Source organism: Citrobacter youngae, assembly GCF_003818115.1.
Lineage (GTDB): Bacteria > Pseudomonadota > Gammaproteobacteria > Enterobacterales > Enterobacteriaceae > Citrobacter > Citrobacter youngae.
In genome coordinates, this window is the sequence record NZ_RPOI01000016.1 from 458,161 (window position 1) to 479,055 (window position 20,895).

Annotated in this window: 23 protein-coding genes and 1 other annotated feature; of the genes, 16 read left to right on the top strand and 7 right to left on the bottom strand. The window is 50.1% G+C overall.

Annotation, left to right across the window (positions count from 1 at the left end; genetic code table 11):
- The 6 genes from chbC (at nt 1) to cedA (ending at nt 5,297) form a co-directional block, all read left to right on the top strand.
- Nucleotides 1-1,359 (top strand): PTS N,N'-diacetylchitobiose transporter subunit IIC, encoded by a 1,359-nt coding sequence (gene chbC / locus EHN13_RS15335; protein WP_040233680.1) that lies wholly within the window; start codon nt 1-3, stop codon nt 1,357-1,359.
- Between the two features lie 54 nt (nt 1,360-1,413).
- A complete protein-coding gene (gene chbA / locus EHN13_RS15340; RefSeq protein WP_101741716.1) occupies nt 1,414-1,761 on the top strand; it encodes a PTS N,N'-diacetylchitobiose transporter subunit IIA in 348 nt (115 codons plus the stop codon).
- A gap of 13 nt (nt 1,762-1,774) precedes the next feature.
- A complete protein-coding gene (chbR, locus tag EHN13_RS15345) occupies nt 1,775-2,614 on the top strand; it encodes a transcriptional regulator ChbR (RefSeq protein WP_005120798.1) in 840 nt (279 codons plus the stop codon).
- Between the two features lie 123 nt (nt 2,615-2,737).
- Nucleotides 2,738-4,093: a 6-phospho-beta-glucosidase gene (locus EHN13_RS15350; protein ID WP_048211884.1), complete on the top strand. Its 1,356-nt coding sequence runs from the start codon at nt 2,738-2,740 to the stop codon at nt 4,091-4,093.
- A 12-nt stretch (nt 4,094-4,105) separates the two neighbouring features.
- Nucleotides 4,106-4,864: a chitin disaccharide deacetylase gene (chbG, locus tag EHN13_RS15355; protein ID WP_101741715.1), complete on the top strand. Its 759-nt coding sequence runs from the start codon at nt 4,106-4,108 to the stop codon at nt 4,862-4,864.
- Between the two features lie 169 nt (nt 4,865-5,033).
- Entirely contained in the window at nt 5,034-5,297 is a 264-nt protein-coding gene (cedA, locus tag EHN13_RS15360; protein ID WP_071887334.1) for a cell division activator CedA, read from the top strand.
- 65 nt (nt 5,298-5,362) lie between these two features.
- Here cedA and tcyP read toward each other — a convergent pair whose 3' ends face one another.
- The 4 genes from tcyP to hxpB form a co-directional block, all read right to left on the bottom strand.
- Nucleotides 5,363-6,754, bottom strand: coding sequence for a cystine/sulfocysteine:cation symporter (gene tcyP, locus EHN13_RS15365; RefSeq protein ID WP_048211881.1), 1,392 nt, complete (start codon nt 6,752-6,754; stop codon nt 5,363-5,365).
- 135 nt (nt 6,755-6,889) lie between these two features.
- Nucleotides 6,890-7,489: a metal-dependent hydrolase gene (locus tag EHN13_RS15370; RefSeq protein ID WP_086523651.1), complete on the bottom strand. Its 600-nt coding sequence runs from the start codon at nt 7,487-7,489 to the stop codon at nt 6,890-6,892.
- An 83-nt stretch (nt 7,490-7,572) separates the two neighbouring features.
- On the bottom strand, nt 7,573-8,334 hold the full coding sequence (gene kduD / locus EHN13_RS15375) for a 2-dehydro-3-deoxy-D-gluconate 5-dehydrogenase KduD (protein ID WP_124021687.1): 762 nt from the start codon (nt 8,332-8,334) through the stop codon (nt 7,573-7,575).
- A 147-nt stretch (nt 8,335-8,481) separates the two neighbouring features.
- Nucleotides 8,482-9,150, bottom strand: coding sequence for a hexitol phosphatase HxpB (hxpB, locus tag EHN13_RS15380; protein ID WP_061067783.1), 669 nt, complete (start codon nt 9,148-9,150; stop codon nt 8,482-8,484).
- A gap of 167 nt (nt 9,151-9,317) precedes the next feature.
- Between hxpB and EHN13_RS15385 the strand changes: the two genes are divergently transcribed.
- Nucleotides 9,318-9,854: a YniB family protein gene (locus EHN13_RS15385; RefSeq protein ID WP_124021688.1), complete on the top strand. Its 537-nt coding sequence runs from the start codon at nt 9,318-9,320 to the stop codon at nt 9,852-9,854.
- Nucleotides 9,855-9,918: 64 nt separating this feature from the next.
- Here EHN13_RS15385 and EHN13_RS15390 read toward each other — a convergent pair whose 3' ends face one another.
- Both EHN13_RS15390 and pfkB read right to left on the bottom strand, forming a co-directional pair.
- Complete coding sequence (locus EHN13_RS15390) at nt 9,919-10,779, bottom strand: fructosamine kinase family protein (RefSeq protein WP_124021689.1); 861 nt, start codon at nt 10,777-10,779, stop codon at nt 9,919-9,921.
- Between the two features lie 270 nt (nt 10,780-11,049).
- Nucleotides 11,050-11,979 (bottom strand): 6-phosphofructokinase II, encoded by a 930-nt coding sequence (gene pfkB, locus EHN13_RS15395; RefSeq protein WP_124021690.1) that lies wholly within the window; start codon nt 11,977-11,979, stop codon nt 11,050-11,052.
- A gap of 287 nt (nt 11,980-12,266) precedes the next feature.
- On the opposite strand from pfkB, the gene EHN13_RS15400 reads away from it, so the two are divergent.
- Complete coding sequence (locus EHN13_RS15400; RefSeq protein WP_048211874.1) at nt 12,267-13,025, top strand: DUF481 domain-containing protein; 759 nt, start codon at nt 12,267-12,269, stop codon at nt 13,023-13,025.
- A 165-nt stretch (nt 13,026-13,190) separates the two neighbouring features.
- Here EHN13_RS15400 and yniD read toward each other — a convergent pair whose 3' ends face one another.
- On the bottom strand, nt 13,191-13,298 hold the full coding sequence (gene yniD, locus EHN13_RS15405; RefSeq protein ID WP_003030590.1) for a small membrane protein YniD: 108 nt from the start codon (nt 13,296-13,298) through the stop codon (nt 13,191-13,193).
- Between the two features lie 303 nt (nt 13,299-13,601).
- Between yniD and thrS the strand changes: the two genes are divergently transcribed.
- From thrS to ihfA, 8 genes are all read left to right on the top strand, one after another.
- The gene (thrS, locus tag EHN13_RS15410) at nt 13,602-15,530 is read left to right on the top strand and encodes a threonine--tRNA ligase (protein WP_040233697.1); all 1,929 of its coding nucleotides are present in this window, start codon (nt 13,602-13,604) and stop codon (nt 15,528-15,530) included.
- A gap of 3 nt (nt 15,531-15,533) precedes the next feature.
- A complete protein-coding gene (gene infC / locus EHN13_RS15415) occupies nt 15,534-16,076 on the top strand; it encodes a translation initiation factor IF-3 (RefSeq protein WP_048997935.1) in 543 nt (180 codons plus the stop codon).
- Between the two features lie 96 nt (nt 16,077-16,172).
- Nucleotides 16,173-16,370 carry a 50S ribosomal protein L35 gene (gene rpmI / locus EHN13_RS15420; protein WP_003030583.1) on the top strand — a complete coding sequence of 66 codons (198 nt, stop codon included), beginning with the start codon at nt 16,173-16,175 and terminating at the stop codon, nt 16,368-16,370.
- 55 nt (nt 16,371-16,425) lie between these two features.
- Nucleotides 16,426-16,782, top strand: coding sequence for a 50S ribosomal protein L20 (gene rplT, locus EHN13_RS15425; RefSeq protein WP_003030578.1), 357 nt, complete (start codon nt 16,426-16,428; stop codon nt 16,780-16,782).
- A 120-nt stretch (nt 16,783-16,902) separates the two neighbouring features.
- Nucleotides 16,903-17,027 (top strand) — a sequence feature (Phe leader region).
- Nucleotides 16,908-16,952, top strand: coding sequence for a pheST operon leader peptide PheM (gene pheM / locus EHN13_RS24050; RefSeq protein WP_001386830.1), 45 nt, complete (start codon nt 16,908-16,910; stop codon nt 16,950-16,952). Its footprint overlaps the feature before it by 45 nt.
- Before the next feature lie 124 nt (nt 17,028-17,151).
- Nucleotides 17,152-18,135 (top strand): phenylalanine--tRNA ligase subunit alpha, encoded by a 984-nt coding sequence (gene pheS, locus EHN13_RS15435; RefSeq protein ID WP_003832580.1) that lies wholly within the window; start codon nt 17,152-17,154, stop codon nt 18,133-18,135.
- Between the two features lie 15 nt (nt 18,136-18,150).
- On the top strand, nt 18,151-20,538 hold the full coding sequence (gene pheT, locus EHN13_RS15440; protein ID WP_124021691.1) for a phenylalanine--tRNA ligase subunit beta: 2,388 nt from the start codon (nt 18,151-18,153) through the stop codon (nt 20,536-20,538).
- 4 nt (nt 20,539-20,542) lie between these two features.
- Nucleotides 20,543-20,842: an integration host factor subunit alpha gene (gene ihfA / locus EHN13_RS15445; RefSeq protein WP_003030571.1), complete on the top strand. Its 300-nt coding sequence runs from the start codon at nt 20,543-20,545 to the stop codon at nt 20,840-20,842.
- The last annotated feature ends 53 nt before the right edge of the window (nt 20,843-20,895 follow it).

A 20,895-nucleotide genomic window follows, 5' to 3' on the forward strand; every position in this document is an offset into this window, starting at 1 on the left:
ATGAGTAACGCTATTGCTTCACTTGAAAAGGTACTCCTTCCTTTTGCTGTAAAAATTGGAAAGCAGCCACACGTTAATGCAATCAAAAACGGTTTTATTCGTTTAATGCCGTTAACCCTCGCAGGGGCTATGTTTGTATTAATCAATAACGTTTTCCTGAGCTTTGGGGAGGGGTCGTTTTTTTATTCCATGGGCATTCGACTTGATGCTTCAACTATTGAAACACTAAATAGTTTAAAAGGCATCGGTGGGAACGTCTATAACGGTACGCTGGGTATTATGTCATTGATGGCGCCATTCTTTATCGGTATGGCGTTGGCGGAAGAACGCAAGGTCGATGCGCTGGCTGCTGGTTTATTATCTGTCGCCGCATTTATGACAGTCACACCTTACAGTGTGGGTGAAGCCTATGCCGTGGGTGCTAACTGGCTGGGCGGTGCGAACATTATTTCCGGTATTATTATCGGCCTGGTGGTCGCGGAAATGTTCACCTTCGTCGTGCATCGTAATTGGGTTATTAAATTACCTGATAGCGTTCCGGCTTCTGTTTCTCGCTCCTTCTCTGCACTGATTCCTGGCTTCATTATCCTCTCTATTATGGGGATCATCGCCTGGGCGTTGAACACCTGGGGAACGAACTTCCACCAGATCATCATGGATTCCATTTCAACTCCGCTGGCGTCACTGGGTAGTGTGGTGGGTTGGGCATACGTGATTTTTGTCCCGCTGTTGTGGTTCTTTGGTATTCACGGTTCTTTGGCACTGACTGCACTGGACAGCGGTATCATGACCCCCTGGGCGCTGGAAAACATCTCTATCTACCAACAGTTTGGTTCCGTAGACGCGGCACTGGAAGCGGGTAAGACGTTCCACGTCTGGGCGAAGCCGATGCTGGACTCCTATATTTTCCTGGGAGGGAGTGGGGCAACGCTGGGTCTGATTATTGCTATCTTCCTGGCATCTCGTCGCGCTGATTATCGTCAGGTAGCAAAACTGGCACTGCCATCAGGTCTGTTCCAGATTAACGAACCCATTCTGTTCGGTCTGCCGATTATCATGAACCCGGTTATGTTTATTCCATTCATCCTGGTTCAGCCGATTCTGGCAGCGATTACCCTGGCCGCTTATTACACAGGCATTATTCCACCAATTACCAACATTGCACCGTGGACTATGCCAACCGGTTTGGGCGCATTCTTTAACACCAACGGTAGCGTCGCTGCTCTGCTGGTCGCGTTGTTTAACCTTGGCATCGCAACGCTGGTGTACCTGCCATTTGTGGTCGTCGCCAACAAAGCTCAGAACGTCATTGATAAAGAAGAAAGCGAAGAAGATATCGCTAACGCATTGAAATTCTAAATTTAATCCGGCATGGCTATGCGGCCATGCCGGACTGAACCAGAGGAAAAAAGTATGTTGGATATCGAGAACATCGTCGACACGCAGTCAGAAGCAGAAGAGCTTGAAGAAGTGGTGATGGGGCTCATCATCAACTCGGGTCAGGCGCGTAGCCTGGCGTATGGCGCGCTCAAAATGGCCAAACAGGGTGATTTTGAGTCAGCGAAGACCATGATGGAACAGTCTCGCATGGCGCTGAACGAAGCACACCTTGTCCAGACTAAACTGATTGAAGGCGATCAGGGTGAAGGTAAAATGAAAGTCAGCCTGGTGCTGGTCCATGCACAGGACCACCTGATGACGTCGATGCTGGCACGTGAACTGGTGACAGAACTGATTGAGCTTCACGAGAAGCTGAAATAGCGAGGAGTGCAGAATGCAGCTACAGATTAACGCACCGGAAATCAAAACCGTCTATGAGCAGCAGCTTTTTAATGGCAAAAATTTTCATGTGTTCATCTATAACAAAACTGAGAGTATCAGTGGGCTGCATCAGCATGATTACTACGAATTTACCCTTGTATTAACTGGACGTTACTATCAGGAAATCAACGGTAAGCGTGTACTGCTTGAGCGCGGAGACTTTGTCTTTATCCCGTTGGGATCGCATCACCAAAGTTTCTATGATTTCGGCGCGACGCGAATTCTTAACGTTGGTATCAGTAAACGTTTTTTTGAACAGCACTACCACCCGTTGCTGCCATTTTGTTTTGTCGCATCGCAGGTGTATCGGGCGAACAGCTCGTTTCTTACCTACATCGAAACGGTTATAGCATCACTGAACTTTCGTGAAAGCGGACTGGATGAATTTGTAGAAGTGGTCACCTTCTATATTATTAATCGGTTACGCCATCATCGGGAAGAGCAGGTGCTGGATGATATTCCACAATGGCTTAAAACTACCGTGGAAAGCATGCATGACAAAAGGCAGTTCAGCGAAAATGCGCTGGAAAATATGGTACACCTGTCCGCAAAATCCCAGGAGTATCTGACCCGTGCAACCCAGCGTTATTACAGTAAAACGCCAATGCAGATTATTAATGAAATCCGCATTAATTTTGCTAAAAAACAGCTGGAAATGACTAACTATTCTGTAACTGATATTGCCTATGAGTCTGGTTACAGTAGTCCGAGCTTGTTTATTAAAACGTTTAAAAAGCTGACGTCGTTTACACCAAATAGCTATCGTAAGAAATTAACGGAATTTAATCAGTAAATTTTATTTACCAATAACCAATTTTTATAGCTTGCCCAAAATAGCGCCGGGACTGCCACGCTATACCTGACGAATGGGTTGAGCATAATACGTGTCAGTGTTTTTACACTGAAGGGAGAAATTATGAGCCAGAAATTAAAAGTCGTCACTATCGGTGGCGGGAGCAGCTACACCCCTGAATTACTTGAAGGCTTTATTAAGCGTTATCATGAATTACCGGTCTCTGAATTGTGGCTGGTGGATGTCGACGGTGGTAAAGAGAAGCTGGACATTATTTTTGACCTCTGCCAGCGCATGATTGATAAAGCTGGCGTCCCGATGAAAGTGTATAAAACGCTGGATCGCCGCGAAGCGCTGAAAGATGCTGATTTCGTTACTACCCAGTTGCGGGTTGGGCAACTGCAAGCCCGTGAAAAGGATGAACGCATTCCGCTGAGCCACGGGTATCTGGGGCAGGAAACCAACGGCGCTGGCGGGCTGTTCAAAGGCCTGCGTACCATTCCGGTTATCTTTGATATTGTGAAAGATGTGGAAGAACTGTGCCCGAATGCGTGGGTGATCAACTTCACTAACCCAGCCGGGATGGTGACTGAGGCGGTTTATCGCCATACGAATTTCAAGAAATTCATCGGGGTATGTAATATTCCGATCGGCATGAAAATGTTCATCAGCGACGTGCTGGCGCTGAAAGAGAGCGATGACTTATCCATCGATCTGTTTGGTCTGAACCATATGGTCTTCATTAAGGATGTTCTGGTCAACGGTGTGTCACGCTTTGATGAACTGCTGGACGGCGTTGCGTCGGGTCAGTTGAAAGCCTCTGGCGTGAAGAACATCTTCGATCTGCCGTTCAGTGAAGGGCTGATTCGTTCACTGAGGCTGCTGCCGTGCTCGTATTTGCTGTACTACTTCAAGCCAAAAGAGATGCTGGCGATTGAAATGGGCGAATATTACAAAGGTGGTGCACGCGCACAGGTGGTACAGAAAGTAGAAAAGCAACTGTTTGATCTGTATAAAAATCCTGAGTTGAATGTTAAGCCGAAAGAGCTGGAACAGCGTGGCGGGGCTTATTACTCTGATGCCGCGTGTGAAGTCATCAATGCTATCTACAACGACAAACAGACCGAACATTACGTCAACATTCCTCATCATGGCCATGTTGATAATATTCCTGCGGACTGGGCCGTTGAGATGACCTGCACGCTGGGGCGCAATGGTGCAACTCCGCACCCACGTATCACCCATTTCGATGAAAAGGTTCTGGGGCTTATCTATACCATTAAAGGTTTTGAAGTGGCGGCGAGCAACGCAGCACTGAGCGGCGAGTTGAATGATGTGCTGCTGGCGTTGAACCTGAGCCCGCTGGTGCATTCCGACACTGATGCTGAAATTCTTGCCCGTGAGCTGATTCTGGCGCATGAAAAATGGCTGCCAAATTTCGCCGGATGCATCGAGAAACTTAAAAGCGAACAACACTAACTGAGGTTGGCTATGGAACGCGTACTGATTGTGAATGCGGATGATTTTGGCCTGAGCAAAGGACAAAACTACGGCATTGTTGAAGCCTGTCGCAATGGCATTGTCACCTCAACCACGGCCCTGGTGAATGGCGAGGCGATAGAGCATGCGGTACAGCTTAGTCGCGATATACCGGAGCTTGCCGTTGGGATGCACTTTGTCCTGACGCTCGGCAAACCGTTAACGGCTATGCCGGGTCTGACGCGTGACGGTGTGTTAGGGAAATGGATCTGGCAGATGGCAGAGGAAGAAACGTTGCCGCTGGAAGAGATTTCTCGGGAGCTGGCTGCACAGTATCAGCGTTTTATTGACCTGTTCGGGCGGGAGCCGACGCATCTGGATAGTCATCACCACGTGCATATGTTCCCGCAGATTTTCCCGATTGTCGCCAGTTTTGCCGCGGAGAGAGGCGTTGCGTTGCGGATCGATCGGCAGACGGTGTTCCAGGCGTCCGATTTACCGGAAACGTTGCGTACCTCCCAGGGATTTAGCAGTGAGTTTTATGGCGACGCGATTTCTGAGGCCCTGTTTTTGCAGACGCTGGACGCGTCCGCAGACCGGGGAGAGTCCTCGCTGGAAGTGATGTGTCATCCGGCGTTTATCGATGACATCATTCGACAAAGTGCCTACTGTTACCCCCGCTTAACTGAGCTTGACGTACTGACGTCTTCGTCATTGAAATACGCTATTGCGGAGCGCGGTTATCGTCTTGGCAGTTTTCTGAACGTTTAATTCCTGAGTTGGCGGCGCGTCGGTGCGCCGCATTTTTTTGTCTGCGTCATTGATGTTTGCTGCAACTTATCTGTTCCCCCCATTATCGCCACCCACTTCACGAATTCACTGTTTTTGCACCGTCCAGGGGTAAAATCAGCTAAGATAGCGTTTTTCAGATTTTTAGAATTTGTCTTTAGTGAAGCAACTGATTATGAAACCTCTTCGCCAACAAAATCGTCCGGTCATCAGCTATGTTCCTCGCGTGGAGCCCGCTCCGCCAGAGCATGCGGTGAAAATGGACGCGTTTCGTGACGTATGGATACTGCGCGGAAAATATGTCGCTTTTGTCTTAATGGGGGAGGCGTTTCAGCGTTCGCCTGCATTTACGGTTCCGGAGTCGGCCCAGCGCTGGGCTAACCAGATTCGCCAGGAAAACGAACTGAGCGATTAATCGGATATAAAAAAACCGCCGGAGCATAACTCACTGGCGGTTTTTTGTTTTGCGCAGACAGGCTTTTAGCGATGCGCCAGTTCGGCGTGATCGTCGCTGTCCAGAATCGATTTATCGGTCTGTTTCAGCCATTGGCTGGTCAGCGTACCAGCGGTCATGGAACCGCTAACGTTCAATGCAGTACGCCCCATATCGATCAGCGGTTCAACTGAGATCAACAGAGCAACCAGTGTGACCGGCAGACCCATGGCAGGCAGTACGATCAGTGCCGCGAAGGTCGCGCCGCCGCCCACACCCGCAACTCCTGCAGAACTGACGGTCACGATACCCACCAGCGTGGCAATCCACATTGGGTCCAGCGGGTTAATGCCGACAGTTGGTGCCACCATCACGGCCAGCATCGCCGGATACAGACCCGCACAACCGTTTTGACCAATCGTTGCACCAAAAGAGGCGGCAAAGCTGGCGATGGACTCAGGGACGCCCAGACGGCGGGTTTGCGCTTCAACGTTCAGTGGAATAGAAGCGGCACTGGAACGGCTGGTGAAGGCGAAAGTCAGTACTGGCCAGACTTTGCGGAAGTATTTCAGTGGGCTAACGCCGTTAATACCCAGCAGGATGCCGTGTACGACGAACATAATGCCCAGGCCGAGATACGAAGCAACGACGAAGCTACCCAGCTTAATGATGTCCTGCAGGTTGGAACCGGCAACCACTTTGGTCATCAGCGCCAGAACACCATACGGCGTCAACTGCATCACCAGACGAACCAGCTTCATCACCCAGCTTTGCAGGGTATCGATAGCCGTTAATACGCGCTCGCCTTTTGGCGCATCATCTTTCAACAGCTTCAGTGCGGCAACACCGAGGAATGCAGCAAAGATGACCACGCTGATAATCGACGTCGGGTTAGCACCGGTCAGATCGGCAAACGGGTTTTTCGGGATAAACGACAGTACCAGCTGCGGAACGCTGAGGTCAGCCACTTTGCCAACATAGTTGGTTTCAATAGCGTTCAGACGTGCAGTCTCGGCACCACCTTGCACCAGGCCTTCGGCGGTCAGGCCGAACAGGTTGGTTACCAGAACCCCGACCAGTGCGGCAATCAGCGTTGTAAACAGCAGCGTGCCGATGGTCAGGAAGCTGATTTTACCTAACTGAGAGGCGTTGTGCAGACGCGCAACGGCGCTGAGAATAGACGCAAATACCAGCGGCATGACAATCATCTGCAGCAACTGGACATAACCGTTGCCGACAATGTTGAACCACTGTACGGAATCTTTAAGAACCTGGCTGTCGGAGCCATAAATGGTATGCAGGGCGAGACCAAACACCACGCCCATGACCAGACCGACCAGTACTTTTTTGGCCAGACTCCACTGTTTGTGGCGGGCTTGCGCCAGCACGAACAGCAGTACTACGAACACGATAATGTTCGCGATTAATGGAAAGTTCATCCCCGTTCTCCTGATCTTATTATGCGTATCACCATGCAATGGTGATTCTGTTGGCGCAAGATTAGCAGAACTGTGACTTGCCTCTTATATTCAAATGGAATTGTTTATACCTAAAATGACATTTTGGCTGATTTATTAGTCAACCTGGTGCGTTATAAAACGATTAAACTGCATTTGCAGCGTATTAATCATCTGTGATGACCAGCGTACCGCGCTGTTCTCTTGTACGGTCTGCGGCATCCAGATAGCCCAGGCAAACAGCGCCATGCACAGGAACCGTTCCAGTTGGTTGCCTTTTTGCGGCACGAGGATGGGCAGACGAAAACGCCAGCGGCAGGGCCAAAGCAGGGGAACGCCTGCCGGAGTCAGCATGTCAGCCAGAATGTGACTGAGATAACCGAGAACCATACCTTGTAAGGCATCGGCCGGGATTATCCAGCTATCCGGAACTTTCAGGTAAAACGTGGCCAGCAGGGCAAAGACGGCCAGCAGGCTGTGAGTAAACCCGCGATGGCCAAATGCCCGGGCAATAGGCTTTGATATCCACTTCAGCCGCTGCCCGAGCAGGGATTTCGGGTGATCGATATCGGGTAGCAGGCAGGTTAAAATGGCCGAAGGTACAATATGCCACCAATCACCCTGAGCAAGAACGGGCGTCAGCTCGGCATTTTTGGCAAATACCGCACAGGCAATAGAAAAAAGGAGATGGCCTTCCGCCGTCATGATAAAACCCAATGAACTGTCAATTCATACAGTATAGGGGTTTTATACAGTAGGCGGAAGAGGTGACGTTGTAACCCTTTGTCACAAATGCACGATTAACGCGCCAACCAACCGCCGTCCACGGCAAGCGTGTAACCATTGATATAGTCAGAAGCCTGGCTGGCGAGAAAAACGACCGGGCCTTGCAAGTCATCCGGTGTTCCCCAGCGCCCTGCGGGAATGCGATCGACAATTTGCTGATTACGCGTACTGTCTTCGCGCAGCTGCTGCGTATTGTTTGTCGCCATATAACCGGGTGCGATGGCATTGACATTAATTCCCTGAGCCGCCCACTCATTAGCCAGTAAGCGGGTGATTCCAAGCACGCCACTTTTTGATGCGGTGTAGGAAGGAACGCGGATTCCGCCCTGAAAAGAGAGCATTGAGGCAATGTTAATGATTTTTCCGCCGTTGCCCTGAACCAGAAACTGGCGCGCCACTGCCTGTGACAGGAAAAAAACGGATTTGAGATTCAGATTCATCACGTCATCCCAGTCTTTTTCACTGAAGTCCAGCGCATCCTGACGGCGTATAGTTCCTGCATTGTTAACCAGAATATCGACCCGGCCAAACGCCGACACCGATTGTGTCACGATGCTGGTGAGATCATCTTGTTGGCTGAGGTCGGCCTGAATAGCCATAAAACGTCGACCGAGGGCGTTAATTTTCTCTGCGGTTTCATGTGGTATTTTACGATTCACGCCGACTACATCGCAGCCCGCTTCAGCCAGCGCCACTGCCATACCCTGCCCAAGGCCGGTGTCACATCCAGTGACGATGGCTACTTTACCTTCGAGACGAAAAGCTTCCTGAATCATGTTTACCTCAACTATTTATGTCATTAACGCTTGCTCTATAGGGCAAGGATAGGAGAGGTTAAACAGAAACACAATTAAAAGTGAAACGATGTTTTAAAAATAAAAAATCTGAGAGGGCGGGCAATACGATCATTGCCCGTTACAGGATTAGCCGCGCAGATGAACGGCAGTGAGTTCGGTGAGTGAGGTTAATTTGACATCGGCAAGAACGAAGCGAGGATCGTCCTGATTCTCATGCGCTGGTACGACGATGGAACGCATACGGGCGGCTTTTGAAGCAATCATGCCATTTACCGAGTCTTCCAGCGCAACGCAGTTTATAGGGTCAATGCCCAGTTTCGCCGCACAATCGAGGTAAACCTGCGGGTGCGGTTTGCTGTAAGGCAGTTTTTCTGCAGAAGCCAGCGCGTCGAAGTCGTTGCGCAGATCAAACATGGTCAGCACTTTTTCCAGCATATGCAGCGGCGAAGCGGATGCCAGTCCTACTTTGATTCCCTGAGATTTGCACAACGCCACGGCTTCACGCACACCCGGCAGCAGCGGTTTTGTTTCTTCCACTAACGCAATGGCCCGGGTGATGATGCGCTCGGTGACCTCCTGACGTGAGGGACCGTTCCACGGTTGCTGCGCAAACCAAAGATCAACAACCATATCGATACGTAAACCAAGCGTGTCGGGAAGTTCATGGCGGCGGGTGATATCTACGCCTAAACTTGCAATCACATCCAGTTCGGCCTGATCCCAAAGCGGTTCTGAATCGACCAGTAATCCATCCATATCGAAAATTGCAGCAAGAATTTGACGCGGGGTTGGCATCACAACCTCTCCTTTAGGCTGATAACAGGGATTAAGAGCCCACCAGAACGAGCTCTAAGCGTTCATTATGGCTAATTTGGCAGTATACCGCCTTTAAAGATCAGGCGAAAACGGTTATCAACGGGTAAACTTAGGCCAAAATGACACGTCTTTATCAAGGGGAACTCATGACGTATCAACAAGCTGGACGCATTGCTGTCTTGAAAAGGTTGCTGGGATGGGTGATTTTCATCCCGGCGCTGATTTCAGCACTGGTTTCAGTACTGAAGTTTATGTACGCGCACAGCGAAAAGCAGGAAGGGATTAATGCGGTAATGCTCGATTTTGCCCACGTGATGATCGACATGATGCGGGTGAATACACCGTTTCTCAATCTGTTTTGGTATAACTCGCCGACACCGGATTTTCAGACCGGACTTAATCTTGTTTTTTGGTTGATTTTCATTCTGATATTCATCGGTCTGGCATTGCAGGACTCTGGCGCCAGAATGAGTCGTCAGGCGCGTTTTTTACGCGAGGGCGTTGAAGATCAGTTGATTCTGGAACAGGCAAAAGGCAGTGAAGGGTTATCGCGTGAGCAAATTGAGTCGCGTATTATCGTGCCACATCATACGATCTTTTTACAAATCTTCCCGCTCTATATTTTGCCGGTGATCGTTATCGTGATCGGCTATTTCTTCTTTTCATTACTGGGATTTTTGTAAGTGCTGCTCTATCGGGCCTGCCACGTTGCGAAACGGCAGGCCTGATAAGCAACGCGGTACGTAGCTAAGCAGCGAGTAATCTATCCAGCGCTTTCTGCGCCACAACCAGATGCTGTCCTCCGAACAGAATTGCTCGATTCAGTAGCGTATAGAGCTGGTAGATTGGCTGCCTGTCGAGAAAGTCCAGCGGTAGTGGTGAGACAGACTGGTAACCGTCATAAATCTGCGGCGGTTGATCGGTATGTAACGGCAACATTGCCAGATCGCACTCTCTGTCACCCCAGTAACAGGCGGGGTCAAAGATGTAGGGGCCATTCGGCCCGAGCGCACAGTTTGCCGACCACAAATCGCCGTGCAGGAGAGAAGGTTGTGGCTGATGGGAGGAGAGTCGTTGTTGAACATGATCGACAATGGCGTCAATATTGCCAAACGCAATGCCTTTTTCCGCCGCAAGTTCCAGTTGCCAGCCGATGCGTTGCTCGGCGAAGAAGGTTGACCAGCGACGCTGCCAGGCATTGGGTTGTGGCGTAGTGGAGAGTGCATTATCGAAGTCGAGGCCAAACTGAGGCTGATCGCTCCATTCGTGCAAATGCGCAAGCTGTTGACCGAGAATAAACGCGTTATGCGCATCAAGCGGACGGGGAGGGAGGAAATCCATCACCAGAAAGCTGTAATCTCTGTCTGCGCCTACTGCCCAGACTTTCGGTACAGATACAGTTTGACTGCGGGAAAGTAGCTCCAGCTGATCGGCTTCTGCCGTAAAGCCGGTTAACAGCTCTCTTTCATCGCATTTGACGAAAAAATCTCTCCCCGCATAGCGTAAATGCCATGCGGCGTGAATCTCTCCGCCGGGCAGTTCATTACGCAGTTCGATTTCGCCTTCACCTAATTGCTCGCTTAAAAGACGACTGATAGCCTGCCACATGATGTCTCTCCCCATGTTGTCTGCCAGATCATAAGGTTAGCGCAAGAATGCGGTTAAAAAACACGAACTGACGCACACCACGGACGCGTCATCGCTGGAAAGGCACTTAATGTTTGTCGCTCTTCTTCACCCCGTACCGTTGTGGAGACGTCTGACTGCACATGATTCACTTCTTTGTAATCACGTGATTTTTTATCATAGTCGCATAACACCCATGCTGACAGTTTTACGCGAGAATCCCCCTTTCTCTTCAAAAGAGGGACGGTGTCATTACTGAGTGAGATACGAATAAATTTTTTGCGTATCGTCCAATGCGCACAGCCGCGTGCCCTGATTCAGCGTTGCTGCACTACCCGCAGCGACGCCAAAACGCACAATATCTTCAAATGAGGCATTTTCTGCCAGTTTCAACGTCATCGCGCCGACCATACTGTCGCCTGCACCAACGGTACTTTGGCTTTTCACCGGCGGAGGGACGACCTGGACGCACGTTTCTTGATTGACGCCCAACGCCCCTTGTGGCCCAAGAGAGACCACAACGCGAAGCGCTTTGCCGCTTTGTACAATCTCCTGTGCCGCTTTGCGGACATCATCGGGTTGCGTGAGTTCGCGTTTCACCAGCGCACTCAATTCTTTGAGGTTAGGTTTTACCAGTTCGATACCGCCGATGGCTAAGGCCGCCGTCAGCGCCTCACCGGAGCTATCGACAATGCAGCGAATGCCCTGTTTTTGTGCGGTAGTGATGAGCCGGGTCATTTTTTCTATTTGTACACCGGGCGGCAAACTGCCGCTAATGACCAGTATCGCACCCGATTCAATTTCCAGTACCTGATCCTGCAATTGGTAGAATTCGTCATCAGTCAGCGCGGCACCGGGCATGACAAAACGATACTGCTCGCCGCTGGATTCGACGTGGACATGGAGATTTTGTCGGGTCCAGTCTTTAGCCTCGATAGTCGAGACGGGAACATTTTCGTCGGCAAGTAAAGAAACTAAGTGCTCGCCGGTTGCACCACCGACCGGAAAGATGGCCGTTGCAGTTCCGCCAAGATGTGCAATGGCGCGGGCGACGTTGATGCCTCCGCCGCCAGGTTCAAAAACTGGTGAGGTACAGCGAAGTTTACCTTCGGGGTAGATTTGTGGAGTGGTTGTTGCGCTATCGAGAGAGGGCGCAAGTGTTAACGTATAGATACGTACCATCTTTACCTCCTGTTAGGCTGACCCCAGTCTGGCACTTAACGCCACGAAAGTGAAGTAATTAACAACATGATTTCTCGCAGCTTTATTTAAAATTTTCGTGCCAAAGATATATAAATAAAATAAAGGATTAGGAACGCTCTTATTCAAAAAATGAAATAAGAATTTATTGCTATGTTATTCGAGTCTTTTTATAATTTGTTACCTTTCAAGGGTCTTTTGTCATTGATCCACATGAAAGTTTCCGAGACCGTTATGGTCTCTTTTTTTGTTGTACGGACTCTTTATAAATGAAGCTTTTGAAGACAGTGCCCGCAGCAGTATTGCTGACGGGGTGCGTGTTTGCGTCAATGCATGCCGCCGCCGATGATTCCGTTTTTACTGTCATGGATGACCCTTCCAGCGCGAAAAAACCCTTTGAAGGTAACCTGAACGCGGGATATCTTGCCCAGTCAGGCAACACAAAAAGTTCTTCTTTAACCGCCGACACCACCATGACTTGGTATGGTCAATCTACGGCGTGGTCTCTGTGGGGAAATGCCAGCAACACCTCCTCAAATGATGAGCGTTCATCTGAGAAATATGCTGTAGGTGGTCGTAGTCGTTACAACATGACTGACTATGACTATCTCTTTGGTCAGGCCAGTTGGTTAACAGACCGTTATAACGGATACCGTGAGCGTGACGTGCTAACGGCCGGTTATGGTCGCCAGTTTCTTAATGGACCGGTGCACAGTTTCCGCTTTGAATTCGGTCCTGGTGTACGTTATGACGAGCACACTGATGGCACCACTGAAACGCAACCGTTAGGTTATGCGTCCGGGGCTTATGCGTGGCAGATGACGGACAACACCAAGTTTACGCAGGGTGTGTCGGTATTTGGTGCAGATGATACAACGCTTAACTCTGAAACGGCCTTAAACGTTGCCATCAACGAACACTTTGGATTGAAGGTCGCGTACAACGTCACCTGGAACTCCGAACCGCCGGCAACCGCGCCGGAACATACCGATCGCCGCACGACGCTTTCGCTCGGTTATCGTATGTAGTGACAAACCGGGCCAAATAATTGGCCCGGCTTTTATCTATTAACGTTAAGTTTATTTAAAAGTTAATCTGTGTTTTATTTTTAATGCTTATCGATAACTTGCTATTTTTCAGATGAATTCGATTTAATTGATAAATACAACGGAACCAGAAAAGCGGCCAGTATTTTAACCCCAGATCATTGCTGCCCAACGCAGCATCAGCATTGCCGCACAAATAACCAGCAGGATCACCACCATCTTCCAGTGTTTCTTCGCAAAGCGGTTTGTTGGCATTGTTTTTTCCTGCTCCGGTGAAATGACTTTCTACAAGTGTAACAAAGACGTCAGGGTGTCAGTGAATTGATTTACATCATAGAGTGCACGTTGATTGTTGCTTTGATCGCATCCTAATGCCGTGTACACTGTCAAACGGTGTTATCAAAAAACGGGCGTAGGTCCAGTGTTACCAGTCAGGTGACCTGTGACATATTTCGCAGAGTGAAGCGGGAATCAGCCCAGACCTTTTTGATAATTTTAAATATTGAATCTTTGTATGTGCTCTTACGTGTGGGGCACCACTGCAAATAAGGATATAACATGCCTGTTATTACTCTTCCTGATGGCAGCCAACGCCATTACGACCACGCTGTAAGCCCCATGGATGTTGCGCTGGACATCGGTCCAGGTCTGGCGAAAGCGACTATTGCTGGCCGTGTTAACGGTGAGCTGGTAGATGCTTCCGATCTGATTGAACATGATGCGAAACTCTCCATCATCACCGCGAAAGATGAAGAAGGTCTGGAGATCATTCGTCACTCTTGTGCGCACCTGTTAGGGCATGCGATCAAACAACTTTGGCCGAACACCAAAATGGCGATCGGACCGGTTGTTGACAACGGTTTTTACTACGATATCGATCTTGACCGTACGTTAACCCAGGAAGATGTCGACGCGCTCGAGAAGCGGATGCACGAGCTCGCTGAGAAAAACTACGATGTCATTAAGAAGAAAGTCAGCTGGTACGAAGCGCGCGAAACCTTCGTGAAGCGTGGCGAGACCTATAAAGTCTCTATTCTTGATGAAAACATCGCCCATGATGACAAGCCAGGCTTGTACCATCATGAAGAATATGTCGATATGTGCCGTGGCCCGCACGTGCCGAACATGCGTTTCTGCCATCACTTCAAACTGATGAAGACCGCAGGGGCATACTGGCGTGGCGACAGCAATAACAAGATGCTGCAGCGTATTTATGGTACTGCATGGGCCGATAAAAAAGCCCTGAATGCCTACCTGCAACGCCTGGAAGAAGCGGCCAAGCGAGACCACCGCAAAATTGGTAAGCAGCTTGACCTGTATCATATGCAGGAAGAAGCACCGGGTATGGTGTTCTGGCATAACGATGGCTGGACTATCTTCCGCGAGTTGGAAGTTTTTGTTCGCTCGAAACTGAAAGAATATCAGTACCAGGAAGTTAAAGGTCCGTTCATGATGGACCGTGTGCTGTGGGAAAAAACAGGTCACTGGGACAACTACAAAGATGCAATGTTCACGACCTCGTCTGAGAACCGTGAGTACTGCATTAAACCTATGAACTGCCCGGGCCACGTGCAGATCTTTAACCAGGGTCTGAAATCCTATCGCGATCTGCCGTTGCGTATGGCTGAATTTGGTAGCTGTCACCGTAACGAGCCGTCAGGTGCGCTGCACGGTCTGATGCGTGTACGTGGCTTTACCCAGGATGATGCACATATCTTCTGTACTGAAGAGCAGATTCGCGATGAAGTTAACGCCTGCATTCGTATGGTCTACGATATGTACAGCACCTTTGGCTTCGAGAAAATCGTCGTCAAACTGTCCACTCGCCCCGAAAAACGTATCGGTAGCGATGAAATGTGGGACCGTGCTGAAGCTGACCTGGCCGTTGCGCTGGAAGAAAACAACATCCCGTTTGAGTTCCAACTGGGTGAGGGCGCATTCTACGGTCCGAAAATTGAATTTACCCTGTATGACTGCCTCGATCGTGCATGGCAGTGCGGTACTGTACAGCTGGACTTCTCTCTGCCGTCCCGTTTAAGCGCCTCTTATGTTGGCGAAAACAACGAACGTCAGGTGCCGGTTATGATTCACCGCGCAATTCTTGGGTCGATGGAACGTTTCATTGGTATCCTGACCGAAGAGTTCGCTGGCTTCTTCCCGACCTGGCTTGCGCCGGTTCAGGTTGTGGTCATGAACATCACCGATTCTCAGTCTGAATACGTCAACGAATTAACGCAGAAACTACAAAATGCGGGTATTCGTGTAAAAGCAGACTTGAGAAATGAGAAGATAGGCTTTAAAATCCGCGAGCACACTTTACGTCGTGTCCCTTACATGTTGGTCTGTGGCGACAAAGAGGTAGAAGCAGGCAAAGTTGCCGTGCGCACCCGTCGTGGCAAAGACTTGGGCAGCCTGGACGTAAATGAAGTGATTGAGAAGCTGCAACAAGAGATTCGCAGCCGCAGTCTTCAACAACTGGAGGAATAAGGTATTAAAGGCGGAAAACGAGTTCAAACGGCACGTCCGAATCGTATCAATGGCGAGATTCGCGCCCTGGAAGTTCGCTTAACAGGTCTGGAAGGCGAAGCTTTGGGTATTGTGAGTCTGAGAGAAGCGATCGAAAAGGCTGAAGAAGCTGGAGTAGATTTAGTTGAAATCAGCCCTAACGCCGAACCGCCAGTTTGTCGTATTATGGACTACGGCAAGTTCCTTTATGAAAAGAGTAAGTCTTCTAAGGAACAGAAGAAAAAGCAAAAAGTTATCCAGGTTAAGGAAATTAAATTCCGTCCTGGCACCGACGATGGCGATTACCAGGTAAAACTCCGCAGCCTGGTACGCTTTCTGGAAGATGGCGATAAGGCTAAGATCACGCTGCGTTTTCGCGGTCGTGAGATGGCCCACCAACAGATCGGCATGGAAGTGCTCAACCGCGTCCGTGACGATCTGAGTGAACTGGCAGTAGTCGAATCCTTCCCTACGAAGATCGAAGGCCGCCAGATGATCATGGTGCTCGCTCCTAAGAAGAAACAGTAAGGCCTTCAAGTAGCAATGTCTGTGGAGCCTACGGGTTCCACAGCCGTTGTTCGCCTACGTTTCGTTTATTAACAATGCGAAGTGGAAGTTATTAAAATGCCAAAAATTAAGACCGTACGCGGTGCTGCTAAGCGTTTCAAAAAAACCGGTGGTGGTGGATTTAAGCGTAAGCACGCAAACCTGCGTCATATTCTGACCAAAAAATCTACTAAGCGTAAACGTCACCTGCGTCCAAAAGGCCTCGTGTCTAAAGGCGATCTGGGTCTGGTTATCGCGTGCCTGCCGTACGCATAAGCCGTTAACGTTTAATTCATTTTTTTACTAAGAATATAGAGACAGGAGAGCACATATGGCTCGCGTAAAACGTGGTGTAGTTGCCCGTGCACGTCACAAGAAAATTTTGAAACAAGCTAAAGGCTACTACGGTGCGCGTTCTCGCGTATACCGCGTTGCCTTCCAGGCTGTTATCAAAGCTGGTCAGTACGCTTATCGTGACCGTCGTCAGAAGAAGCGTCAGTTCCGTCAACTGTGGATTGCGCGTATCAACGCAGCAGCACGTCAGAACGGTATTTCTTACAGCAAATTCATCAACGGCCTGAAAAAAGCCTCTGTTGAAATCGACCGTAAGATCCTGGCTGACATCGCAGTATTCGACAAAGTAGCGTTCACCGCTCTGGTCGAAAAAGCGAAAGCAGCTCTGGCATAAGCCGGTGAAAAGAGGGAGCCTGGCTCCCTCTCTTTTATTTGTAGTGCAATCAATTAGTTGACAATTTATCCGTAAGCCTTTTCAATAAAGGTTGTCCGGTTTTTACCACACAAGGTAACGCAAGCATGAATGCTGCTATTTTCCGCTTCTTCTTTTACTTTAGCACCTGAAATCAGGAGGCTTGCGCGTGAAAGAAGAAACGGAAAACAGCGCCTAAAAGCCTCCCTGGTGGAGGCTTTTTTTATACGCGTCATCCTTCAAGTTGTCTCTGTATTGGCTGCATTCGCTCTTTTGCTGCGTTGATACAACTTGAATGATTTTGCGTATATACGAGCGACTAGTGAATATCGCAACATAACGAGGAAAACCATGTCACATCTCGCAGAGCTGGTTGCCAGTGCAACGGCCGCCATTAACCAGGCTTCAGATGTTGCCGCGTTAGACAATGTCCGCGTCGAATATTTGGGCAAGAAAGGGCACCTGACCCTTCAGATGACAACCCTGCGCGAGCTGCCACCGGAAGAGCGCCCGGCAGCAGGTGCGGTAATCAATGAAGCCAAAGAGCAGGTACAGCAAGCGCTGAACGCGCGTAAAGCCGAATTAGAAAGTGCCGCGCTGAACGCGCGCCTGGCTGAAGAAACTATCGATATCTCCCTGCCGGGACGCCGTATCGAAAATGGTGGACTGCACCCGGTAACGCGTACTATCGACCGTATTGAAAGTTTCTTCGGTGAGCTGGGCTTTACCGTGGCGACTGGTCCGGAAATCGAAGATGACTATCACAACTTCGATGCGCTGAACATTCCTGGCCATCACCCGGCGCGCGCTGACCACGACACTTTCTGGTTTGATGCAACGCGTCTGCTGCGCACACAGACTTCCGGCGTGCAGATCCGCACCATGAAGGAAAAACAGCCGCCGATCCGTATTATCGCCCCGGGCCGCGTTTATCGTAACGACTACGATCAGACGCACACCCCGATGTTCCATCAGATGGAAGGCCTGATCGTTGATACCAATATCAATTTCACCAACCTGAAAGGTACGCTGCACGATTTCCTGCGTAACTTCTTTGAAGAAGACCTGCAGGTTCGTTTCCGTCCTTCTTACTTCCCGTTCACTGAACCTTCTGCGGAAGTTGACGTCATGGGCAAAAACGGAAAATGGCTGGAAGTACTGGGCTGCGGAATGGTTCACCCGAACGTGCTGCGTAACGTCGGTATCGATCCAGAAATCTACTCCGGTTTTGCCTTCGGAATGGGGATGGAGCGTCTGACCATGCTGCGTTATGGCGTTACCGATCTGCGTTCTTTCTTCGAAAACGATCTGCGTTTCCTCAAACAGTTTAAATAAAGGCAGGGTAATACAATGAAATTCAGTGAACTGTGGTTACGCGAATGGGTAAACCCGGCGATTGATAGCGATGCGCTGTCAAACCAAATCACGATGGCGGGTCTGGAAGTTGACGGTGTGGAACCTGTTTCCGGCGCGTTCAACGGCGTTGTGGTGGGCGAAGTGGTTGAGTGCGCTCAGCACCCGAACGCTGACAAACTGCGTGTCACCAAAGTGAATGTAGGCGGCGACCGTCTGCTGGATATCGTCTGCGGTGCGCCAAACTGCCGTCAGGGGCTGAAAGTGGCCGTGGCAACCGTGGGTGCCGTTCTGCCGGGCGATTTCAAAATAAAAGCCGCAAAACTGCGCGGTGAGCCGTCTGAAGGTATGCTGTGCTCATTCTCTGAGCTGGGTATTTCCGACGATCATAACGGGATTATCGAACTGCCTGCCGATGCGCCAATTGGCACCGATATCCGCGAATACCTTAAGCTTGACGACAACACTATCGAAATTAGCGTCACGCCGAACCGCGCCGACTGCTTAGGCATTATCGGTGTCGCACGTGATGTTGCTGTGCTGAACAAAGCTCCGCTGGTTGAGCCGGAAATCGCGCCTGTAGTGGCAACCATTAGCGACGTCCTGCCGATTCAGGTCGAAGCCGTAGAAGCCTGCCCTCGCTATCTGGGCCGCGTGGTTAAAGGCATCAATGTTAAAGCGCCGACACCGCTGTGGATGAAAGAAAAACTGCGTCGTTGCGGTATTCGTTCAATCGATGCCGTGGTTGACGTGACTAACTATGTGCTGCTCGAACTGGGCCAGCCGATGCACGCATTCGACAAAGACCGCATTGAAGGCGGAATTGTTGTCCGTATGGCAAAAGAGGGTGAGACCCTGGTATTGCTGGATGGCAGCGAAGCGAAGCTGAATGCGGATACGCTGGTGATTGCGGACTATAACAAAGCGCTGGCGATGGGCGGCATCTTTGGTGGCGAACATTCCGGCGTGAATGATGAAACGCAAAACGTCCTGCTGGAATGTGCATTCTTCAGCCCGCTGTCTATTACCGGTCGCGCACGTCGTCACGGTCTGCACACCGATGCTTCTCACCGCTATGAGCGTGGTGTTGATCCGGCTCTGCAACATAAGGCCATGGAACGTGCAACGCGCCTGCTGATCGATATCTGCGGTGGCGAAGCGGGTCCAGTCATTGACGTGACGAACGAAGACACGCTGCCAAAACGCGCAACCATTACGCTTCGTCGTAGCAAACTGGATCGTCTGATCGGACACCATATTGCGGATGAGCAGGTGAGCGACATTCTGCGTCGTCTGGGTTGTGACGTGACGGAAGGGCAGGATGAGTGGAAAGCGGTCGCGCCGAGCTGGCGTTTCGATATGGAAATCGAAGAAGACCTGGTCGAAGAAGTCGCCCGCGTATACGGTTATGACAATATCCCGAACACGCCGATTCAGGCGGGTCTTATCATGGGTGAGCATCGAGAAGCGGATTTATCGCTGAAACGTGTAAAAACCATGCTGAATGACAAAGGCTACCAGGAAGTAATTACCTACAGCTTCGTCGACCCGAAAGTCCAGTCGCTGCTGCACCCGGGTGAAGAAGCGCTGCTGCTGCCAAGCCCAATTTCTATTGATATGTCGGCTATGCGTTTGTCCCTGTGGACCGGCTTGCTGTCTACGGTAGTGTATAACCAGAACCGTCAGCAGAACCGCGTACGCATTTTTGAAACAGGTTTGCGTTTTGTACCGGATACGCAGGCTAACCTCGGGATCCGTCAGGATCTGATGCTGGCGGGCGTTATCTGCGGCAACCGTCATGATGAACACTGGAATCTGGCGAAAGAGACGGTTGATTTCTATGATCTGAAGGGCGATCTGGAAGCGGTCCTCGACCTGACAGGCAAACTGGCGGACATCCAGTTCAAAGCTGAAGCGAATCCAGCCCTGCATCCGGGTCAGTCTGCGGCGATTTATCTGAAAGGTGAACGTATTGGTTTCATTGGGGTTGTTCATCCTGAGCTGGAACGTAAACTGGATCTGAACGGTCGCACTCTGGTGTTCGAACTGGAGTGGAATAAGCTCGCAGACCGCGTGGTGCCTCAGGCGCGTGAAGTTTCTCGCTTCCCGGCGAACCGCCGTGACATCGCCGTTGTTGTGGCAGAAAACGTTCCCGCAGCGGATATTTTATCCGAATGTAAGAAAGTTGGCGTAAATCAGGTAGTTGGCGTAAACTTGTTTGACGTGTACCGCGGTAAGGGTGTTGCGGAGGGTTATAAGAGCCTCGCTATCAGCCTGATCCTTCAGGATACCAGCCGTACACTTGAAGAAGAGGAGATTGCCGCTACCGTCGCCAAATGTGTAGAGGCATTAAAAGAGCGATTCCAGGCATCATTGAGGGATTGAACCTATGGCGCTTACAAAAGCTGAAATGTCAGAATATCTGTTTGATAAGCTTGGGCTTAGCAAGCGGGATGCCAAAGAACTGGTCGAGCTGTTTTTCGAAGAGATCCGTCGTGCTCTGGAAAACGGTGAGCAGGTAAAACTCTCTGGTTTTGGTAACTTCGATCTGCGTGATAAGAATCAACGTCCGGGACGTAACCCGAAAACGGGCGAAGATATTCCCATTACAGCACGGCGCGTGGTGACCTTCAGACCCGGGCAGAAGTTAAAAAGCCGGGTTGAAAACGCAACGCCCAAAGAAGAGTGATTTAACGATACGCAAAGTATGACGCGTATAACTAAAAAGGCCGCTATGCGGCC